The 7,370-nt window shown below is 70.8% G+C and carries 8 protein-coding genes; 5 read left to right on the top strand and 3 right to left on the bottom strand.

What is annotated here, in order from left to right:
* The 3 genes from FHS44_RS40180 to FHS44_RS16010 all read left to right on the top strand — a co-directional run.
* On the top strand, window positions 1-198 hold a 198-nt coding region (locus FHS44_RS40180; RefSeq protein WP_221460710.1), incomplete at its 5' end, for a hypothetical protein.
* Between the two features lie 418 nt (window positions 199-616).
* Window positions 617-769, top strand: coding sequence for a hypothetical protein (locus tag FHS44_RS16015; protein WP_184715117.1), 153 nt, complete (start codon window positions 617-619; stop codon window positions 767-769).
* 42 nt (window positions 770-811) lie between these two features.
* Window positions 812-2,059, top strand: a complete 1,248-nt coding sequence (locus FHS44_RS16010; protein ID WP_184715115.1) for a cytochrome P450 — start codon at window positions 812-814, stop codon at window positions 2,057-2,059.
* Window positions 2,060-2,070: 11 nt separating this feature from the next.
* On the opposite strand, the gene FHS44_RS16005 is transcribed toward FHS44_RS16010, so the two are convergent.
* On the bottom strand, window positions 2,071-3,321 hold the full coding sequence (locus tag FHS44_RS16005) for an NAD(P)/FAD-dependent oxidoreductase (protein WP_184715113.1): 1,251 nt from the start codon (window positions 3,319-3,321) through the stop codon (window positions 2,071-2,073).
* A 151-nt stretch (window positions 3,322-3,472) separates the two neighbouring features.
* Window positions 3,473-4,999, bottom strand: coding sequence for a PucR family transcriptional regulator (locus FHS44_RS16000; protein ID WP_184715111.1), 1,527 nt, complete (start codon window positions 4,997-4,999; stop codon window positions 3,473-3,475).
* A 91-nt stretch (window positions 5,000-5,090) separates the two neighbouring features.
* Here FHS44_RS16000 and FHS44_RS15995 point away from each other — a divergent pair, with 91 nt between their 5' ends.
* The gene (locus FHS44_RS15995) at window positions 5,091-5,543 is read left to right on the top strand and encodes an RrF2 family transcriptional regulator (protein ID WP_184715400.1); all 453 of its coding nucleotides are present in this window, start codon (window positions 5,091-5,093) and stop codon (window positions 5,541-5,543) included.
* Window positions 5,544-5,640: 97 nt separating this feature from the next.
* Window positions 5,641-6,849, top strand: coding sequence for a globin domain-containing protein (locus FHS44_RS15990; RefSeq protein ID WP_184715109.1), 1,209 nt, complete (start codon window positions 5,641-5,643; stop codon window positions 6,847-6,849).
* Between the two features lie 108 nt (window positions 6,850-6,957).
* Here the strand turns inward: FHS44_RS15990 and FHS44_RS15985 are convergent, their stop codons facing one another.
* Window positions 6,958-7,263 (bottom strand): hypothetical protein, encoded by a 306-nt coding sequence (locus tag FHS44_RS15985; protein WP_184715107.1) that lies wholly within the window; start codon window positions 7,261-7,263, stop codon window positions 6,958-6,960.
* Window positions 7,264-7,370 lie beyond the last annotated feature (107 nt).

Genomic DNA, 7,370 nt, shown 5'->3' with positions numbered 1-7,370 from the left:
GCCGTTGTTGAGTTCCCGCCGGGTGGCCTCGGGAAGGACGATGGTGGGCACGTGGGCCAGCAGGCCCGCCCCGACTACCTGACCCATGGCGCGCTACCCGCTTCTGTTGATCGTTTGACTCCAAACAAGCTAGAGCCTGCCGGTGATGACGGTCAAGACAGAATTTTGTACACTTTTACTTCGTTTGGACTCAAATGAACTGCCGGGGTGTCATTCGCGGGGCGTTTCCTGAGATGTCGGGAAAAAGGGTGATCGTGCAGGTCGGGGGCGGGGGTCGCCGTCCGGCGGCGTGCGGCACGTGTCCACCCCATGCCGCCGAGGGGGCGGACCCTTGCGCCGTGTTCATTTGACTGCATACGATCCCGGCCATGCGGTTCGTATGGGCGCGAACGAATCCGGAGGTCCAGGTCCGTGGATCCCGTCGCCCACGCGTGGATCGGGGAGGGGGCTGGGCGTTCCCGCAGGGGTGACCTATACTTGTTCGGACCCATACGATCCGCCCTGAGCTGCGAAGATCTACGCGTAGGCGGATTTTTTCCCTGGCTTTTGCGTCCTGTTCGGCGCCGATTCCGAACATATGGTTCGCAGCCAAACGAGGCGAATCAAAGGAGACACAATGAGCATGGAGTCCGTGGAAGGAGCCTCCGAGCGCTCGGGGGCGTGGGACGCCGCGATCCTGAACGGCCTCTCGGCCGGTGTCGAGTTCGATCACTACCTGCTCGAAGCGGGTCCCTACTACCTGCTTGAGGGCGACGCCGTCCAGGAGTGACGGGAAGCCCCATCGGTTCTGATGATCATCAGGAGGAGATCCATGCGCCTCGACGAGGTCGATCTCGCGGACAACGACAGGTTCCTTGACGGCGAAACCCCGTGGCGCATGTTCGACGTGCTCAGGGCCGAGGCGCCGGTGCACTGGCAGGACGAGGGCGAGTACGGCAGCGGCTTCTGGTCGGTCACCCGTCACGCCGACGTCGTGGCCGTCGACCGTGACACCGCGACCTTCACCTCGACGAAGTTCACCAACCTCGAAGAGGTGGACGACCGCCAGGCCACCATCCGCCGCTCCCTCATGGAGACCGACGGCCCACGGCACAGCGTGCTCCGCCGCATCCTGCAGCGTCAGTTCACGCCCCGCGCGATCGCCGGATACGAGGTGTTCCTGCGCGGCCTGACCGCCAGGACCCTGGACGCCGCCCTGGCCAAGGGCACCTTCGACTTCGTGAGGGAGATCGCGGCCGACTTCCCGATCAACGTGCTCGCCAGGATGCTCGACGTCCCCGACGACGACACCCAGCGGCTCATCGACTGGGGCAACCGGATCATCGGCAACACCGACCTCGACTACGCGGACGTGCTGCTGCACAGCCAGGAGAGCGAGAAGTACCGCGACCTGCCCTTCCGCAGCCCCGCCTCGCTCGAAGTCTTCGAGTACGGCCGCGAGCTGGCCCGTCAGCGACGCGGCGGCGACGGCACCGACCTGGTCAGCAGGCTCGTCAACGAGTCGCCCGCGGACGGGGTGCCGCTGTCGGAGCGCGACTTCGACAACTACTTCCTGCTGCTGGTGGTCGCGGGCAACGAGACCACCAGGCACGCGATCTCGCACTCCATGCTCGCGCTGATCGACAACCCGGACGAGGCCGATCGGCTGCGCCGGGACCCGTCGCTGATGCCCGGCGCTGTCGAGGAGTTCCTGCGCTGGTCCTCCCCGGTCTACCACTTCCGCCGTACGGCCACGCGTGAGGTGGAGATGCACGGCACCCGGATCCGCGAGGGGGACAAGGTCGTCATGTGGTTCGCCTCGGGCAACCGGGACGAACGGGTCTTCGACGACCCCTACCGCTTCGACATCACCCGTCCGGGCAACGACCACATCACCTTCGGCAAGGGCAGCCCGCACTTCTGCCTGGGCAGCGCGCTCGCCAGGCTGGAGATGCGGGTCATGTTCGAGGAACTGCTGCCCCGCGTCTCCGACATCAGGCTGGCCGGTGAGCCACGCCGCGTCCGTTCGAACTTCGTCAACGGCATCAAGGACCTGCCGGTCACGGTCACCCTCGCCTGACGCCCCGCCCACTACCGGACGGGGTCGAAGTCCCGCAGGGCGGCGGGCTGCTTGCCCGTGGTGATCTGCTCGGCGAGCATGCGCCCGGTGACCGGCCCGTGGGTGAGCCCCCACATGCCGTGCCCGCCCGCCACGAACCTGCCCGGCGCGCGCGTCGCCCCGACGAGGGGACGGCCGTCGGGGGTCACGGGCCGAGGGCCGACCCACGCGTCGGTGAGCCCGTCCCACGCGACACCGGACAGCAGCGGCCTGGCCGAGGCGATGATCGCGTCGATGCGCGCCCGGTCGAGCGGGGCGTCCGCGTCACGGAACTCCATCGTCCCGGCCACCCGCAGCCCGCCCCGGTACGGCGTGCACGCCACCCGCACCGCGGGCAGGTAGACAGGGCCGGGAACCGGCTTTTCGGTGGGGACCGTGAAGGAGTAGCCGCGTCCCGCGCGCACCGGGACCCGCACTCCCCAGGAGGCGCCGAGGCCGTTCAGCCAGGCGCCGGTCGCCAGGACGACGGCGTCCGCGACGACGGTCTCACCCGCCCCGGACCGTACGGCCAGGCCGCCTGCCTCCTCGTGCACCCCGGTCACCCGGAAGCCGGAGCGGATGACGGCGCCCCTGGCGACGACGGCCTCGGCCAGCGAGTGGGTGAAGTGTCCTGGATCGACGTAGCGCTGGTCGTCGAGCCGGATGCCCGCCCGGACCTTGGGAGACAGCTGCGGCACCTGCTCGCGCAGGGCGTCGCCGTCGAGCGCGGTGTAGTCGATCTTCAGCCCGGAGCCGTCGATGCGCCTCAGCTCGTGCAGCAGGCCGGTCGCCTGCCGTACGTTCTCGAAGGCCGCGGTGATGGGGGCCTTGATGGTCGGGGCCTCGACGCCGTTGGAGGTCAGCACGTCGAACGCCTCAAGGCACTCCTCGTTGAAGGCGAGGTTGGCCCGCACGGCGCGGTTCCACGACCGCCAGGTGCAGTTCGCCGCGAACCGGGTGAGGAAGGACCACAGCCTGACGTCGGGGCTCGCGGGCACGTGCAGCGGAGCGCGGGGGTCGAGCAGGGAGCGCAGGCCGTACTTCAGGACGCCCGGCTCGTTGAGCGGGATCGCCAGGCCGGGGGAGAGCCAGCCCGCGTTGCCCCACGAGGCGCCCGCGGCGACGCCGTCGCGGTCGACGACGGTGACCTCTACCCCGCGCTCCTGCAGGAACCACGCGGTGGACAGGCCCACCACACCGGCTCCGATCACCACGACCGTGCGCGGCCCACCACCGACACCCATGACCACTTCTCCACTTTTCGAGGGTTCCCGCGCCTGTCGCGCCTGTCACCCGAGCATCGCCCGGACGGGGCGGAAGCGAACTGTGGGCGCCGGACAAGTGGACCGGGGGAGTTTGACCGGAAACGACAAAGACCGGAGCGGAAAACAGAGATCAGACAGCCAGGGCGATGATCATCGCCAGCCGCTTCTCCGGCACGTCGAGCCGCAGGTCGGTGATCTCCGCCATCCTCCTGAGCCGGTATCTCACGGTGTTCGGGTGCACGCCGAGACGCTCGGCCGCGGCCGCCAGGTCCCCCTGGGCTTCGAGCCAGGCCCGCAGCGTCGCGATGTGCCGGGTGCCGTGCTCGGCGTCGTGCCTGGTCAGGTCGGCGACCGGTCCCCGGGAGGGGACGCGTCCTGCGGAGGCGGCGGCCCGCAGGCGCTGCAGCAGGATCTCGTCCCACGACTCGTCGTAGACGACCGCGACTCCGCCGCCGGGCCGGGCCGCCCGCAGGGCGAGGCTCTCGTCGGCCTCCTGCCTGCACGAGGGAAGCTGGGCCGGGTCCGCCGCCCCGCCGACGCCCGCGAGCACGGTGACCTGCCGGGGCAGCACCCGAACCATCGCGGCGAGCCAGTCGAGCGCGGGGGTCACGTCGTTGCCGCAGGGCAGCAGCGTGTACAGGGTGTTGCCGAACAGCGTGCTGCGCCCAGGGCGTGACCAGCCGAAACCGGTGGTCGCGCGCTCGAAGGCCAGCAGCGCCGCGGCGTGCCGCTCCTCGGCGATGTGCGCCTGGAGCGCGATCACCCGGAACCGTCCCCTCGGCAGGCCGAGCCTGGTGATCACCGCGTGGGCGTCGGCCGTACCCTCAAGCAGGCGGATGACGAGGTCGGACTCCACCTGACGCTCCAGGTCGGCGCTGACCCGGGAGCGCAGCAGGTGCAGCGCGACCGCCCGCGCCCCGTCGGCCAGGACCGTCCTTCGCCGGTCCGCCAGGGGGCGCTCGCACTCGACCCAGATCGACCCGAGCAGCTCGCGTCCCGCGCGCACGGCGACCACCATGCGGCCCCTGATGCCCTGCTCGGGGGAGGGGCCGACGAACAGCGGCTCGTCGGAGGTCGCCAGGTGGGCGAAGACGCCCTTGTCCTCGAACAGCCGCCGCACGGCCTCGGGCACCCGCCTGCCCAGGATCGTCTCAAGCCGGGCCGGGTCCGCGGTCTGCTGCGAGCCCGAGTAGGCAAGGACGCGGGACATCTGGTCCTCGATCGTCACCGCGGAGCCGAGCTCGGCGGCGAGGGTGTCGGCGAAGGCGAACAGGTCGGTCGGCCCCCGGCCCGCGTCGGTCTCGCGTCCTTCCAGCACCAGGCCGTAGACCACCCCGGAGAGCTGGCTCCAGGAGACCTCGGGCTCGACGAGCAGCACGGCGATCCCGGCCTCGACGGCCTCGGCGAGCACGCCCTCGTCGAGCGGCGGGCTCGCGCGCACCAGCATCGCCACGGCCCGCGCCGCCCGTGCCAGGCGGACCGCCTCGGCCGCCGAGTCCACGCCGACGGACAGGAACACGTCACCGGTCGCGGGCCGGGTGTCGGTCGGGTCGTGCACGACCACGCTGCGCAGCTCGACGTCCCGGGAGGCCGGGGCGCAGCACAGCCGGGCGCCGTAGCCGCCGAGCACGTTGACCAGCCGGTCCAGCCTCAGCATCCGGCGCGCCTGGTACGTTCCACCCTCCGATTCTCCCCCGTTTCCGCTGTTCCCGGGCCATTCGGGGGAGGTGACGGCCTACGGTGAGGGCATGCGCCTGACCGCCTTCACCGACATCTCGCTTCGCATCGTGATGAGGCTGGCCGTGGCGCGGGACGAGGAGCTGCTGACCACCCGCACGGTCGCCCAGACGCTGGCCGTGCCGTACTCGCACGCGGCGAAGGCGGTGGCGCGCCTGGTCGAGCTGGGCTTGGTCGAGACCAGGCGGGGGCGCGGGGGAGGGCTGTGGCTCACCGGCGCGGGGCGGAACGCGTCGATCGGCGGCATCGTGCGCGCGCTGGAGAGCGGGGGTGACCTGGCCGGGTGCGAGGACGACCCGCCGTGCCCGCTGCGGGCGGCGTGCAGGCTCCGTACGGCGTTGGCCGAGGCCAGGGAGGCGTTCTTCGCCTCGCTCGACCCGATCACCGTGGAGTCCCTGGTGGCCTCCCCGACCGGTCCGGTGCTCGTCCTGCTGGGCCGGGAGGAGGGGGACCTTCGTCCCTAGGGGAGATGGCTTTCGGCCCTCAGCGGCAGGTTGGATCACGGGCTTTAATTTGCATATCAGATGAATATTTAACCCCTGTCCCTCCCCTGGAGGCCACGTGCTTTCCCCGGAGTCCGCCGAGATCGTCCGCGCCACGCTCCCCGTCATCGGAGCTTCGCTCGACGCCATCACCACGCGGTTCTACGCCACGATGTTCGCCGACCGCCCCGAGCTCCTCGACGGCCTGTTCAACCGCGGCAACCAGGCCAGCGGTGAGCAGCGCAGGGCACTGGCCGGGTCCATCGCCGCGTTCGCGACCGCGCTGCTCGACCGGCCCGACGAGCGTCCCGACCGGCTGCTGGCCAGGATCGCGCACAAGCACGCCGCGGTCGGAGTGACCCAGGACCAGTACGTCATCGTGCACAAATACCTCTTCGGGGCGATCGCCGACGTGCTCGGAGAAGCCGTGACCCCGCAGGTCGCACAGGCCTGGGACGAGGTGTACTGGCTGATGGCCGGAGCGCTGATCGCCATGGAGGCCCGCCTGTACGCCGAGGCGGGGGCCGAGGACGGGGAGAGCACCTGGCGGCGCTGGAGCGTCGTCGAACGCCGCGAGGAGACACCCGAGGTGGCCTCCTTCCTGCTGCGGCCGCTCGGCGAAGAACCGGTCCCTCCGGCGCGGCCAGGGCAGTACGTCAGCGTCCGGGTGCTGATGCCGGACGGTGTTCACCAGCTCCGTCAGTACACGCTGTCCGGTGGGCGGGACGGCCTGCGGCGGATCACCGTCAAGCGGGTGCACGGCGAAGGTGTCCCCGCGGGCGAGGTGTCCAACCTGCTGCACGACACGGTCAGGGCCGGTGACGAGCTGACCCTCTCGGCGCCGTTCGGCGAGGTGACCCTGGAGGACGGCGACCGCCCGCTCGTGCTCGCCTCGGCGGGCATCGGGTGCACCCCGATCACCGCGATGCTGGGCCACCTGGCCGCGACCGGCTCCGAGCGTCCCGTCATGCTGCTGCACGCCGACCGCTCCCCGGTCAACCACGCGCTGCGCGAGGAGACGGCCGAGCACCTCGGGTCACTGCCCCGCGCGCAGAGCTTCCTGTGGTACGAGGACGGGGCTCCCGAGGGAGCCAGGACCGGACTGATCGACCTGGACGGCGTCAGGGTGCCCGACGGCGCGGTCGCCTACCTGTGCGGGCCGCTGCCCTTCATGCGCAGGGCGCGCACCCAGCTCATCCGCGCGGGGGTCGCGCCGCGTGACGTCCACTACGAGGTCTTCGGCCCCGACCTGTGGCTCGCGGACGAGGACGCCCAGAGCCAGAACTAGAACGGGAACGGCCACCCGGTCGGGGTGGCCGTTCCTTTTCTCTATGTGGTGTCCCGGCTGGCGGGATCGTGATGGTCCGGGGGGTGCGTCAGCCGTACGGACGGGGGATCAGCGCTTGTTGGTGCGGATGGAGACGATCGTCCCCGGCGGGATGTAGGCCGTCGAGGTGGCTCCCGCGGAGACCCACGGCCCGGTGTTGTAGACGTAGCCGACGGAGGGGTTGGCGTGCAGGACGGTGATGGCGATCTGATGCTGCCCGCTGCCCGAGGCGCAGTAGCTGGAGGCGTAGGACCCCGAGGTCGAGACCGTGCAGTTGTCGGGGGCGGCGTTGGCACCCGCGGCCCCGCCGACCAGGAGCGCGCCGGTGAGCAGGGTCGTCGCGGACAGGGCGAGAGCCCGAAGACGTGTCTTCACGTGTGTTTCCTCTGGTGGCTGGAGAGGTGGGGGGATGCCACGTGGGGTACGGCTCGCGGGGAACGGCGGAGCCGTCCGCGTGGCGGCCGGAGCGTGTCCTCCGGCGT

Source organism: Streptosporangium saharense (assembly GCF_014203715.1).
GTDB classification, from domain to species: Bacteria; Actinomycetota; Actinomycetes; order Streptosporangiales; family Streptosporangiaceae; genus Streptosporangium; species Streptosporangium saharense.
The sequence above is the reverse complement of the archived record's forward strand: the minus strand, read 5'-3'. Positions and strand labels throughout refer to the sequence as shown.

Excerpts from the sequence above, each read along its gene's own strand:
- FHS44_RS16015 (WP_184715117.1), top strand. The coding sequence starts at position 617 with ATGAGCATGGAGTCCGTGGAAGGAGCCTCCGAGCGCTCGGGGGCGTGG.
- FHS44_RS16010 (WP_184715115.1), top strand. The coding sequence starts at position 812 with ATGCGCCTCGACGAGGTCGATCTCGCGGACAACGACAGGTTCCTTGAC.
- FHS44_RS16005 (WP_184715113.1), bottom strand. The coding sequence starts at position 3,321 with ATGGGTGTCGGTGGTGGGCCGCGCACGGTCGTGGTGATCGGAGCCGGT.
- FHS44_RS16000 (WP_184715111.1), bottom strand. The coding sequence starts at position 4,999 with ATGCTGAGGCTGGACCGGCTGGTCAACGTGCTCGGCGGCTACGGCGCC.
- FHS44_RS15995 (WP_184715400.1), top strand. The coding sequence starts at position 5,091 with ATGCGCCTGACCGCCTTCACCGACATCTCGCTTCGCATCGTGATGAGG.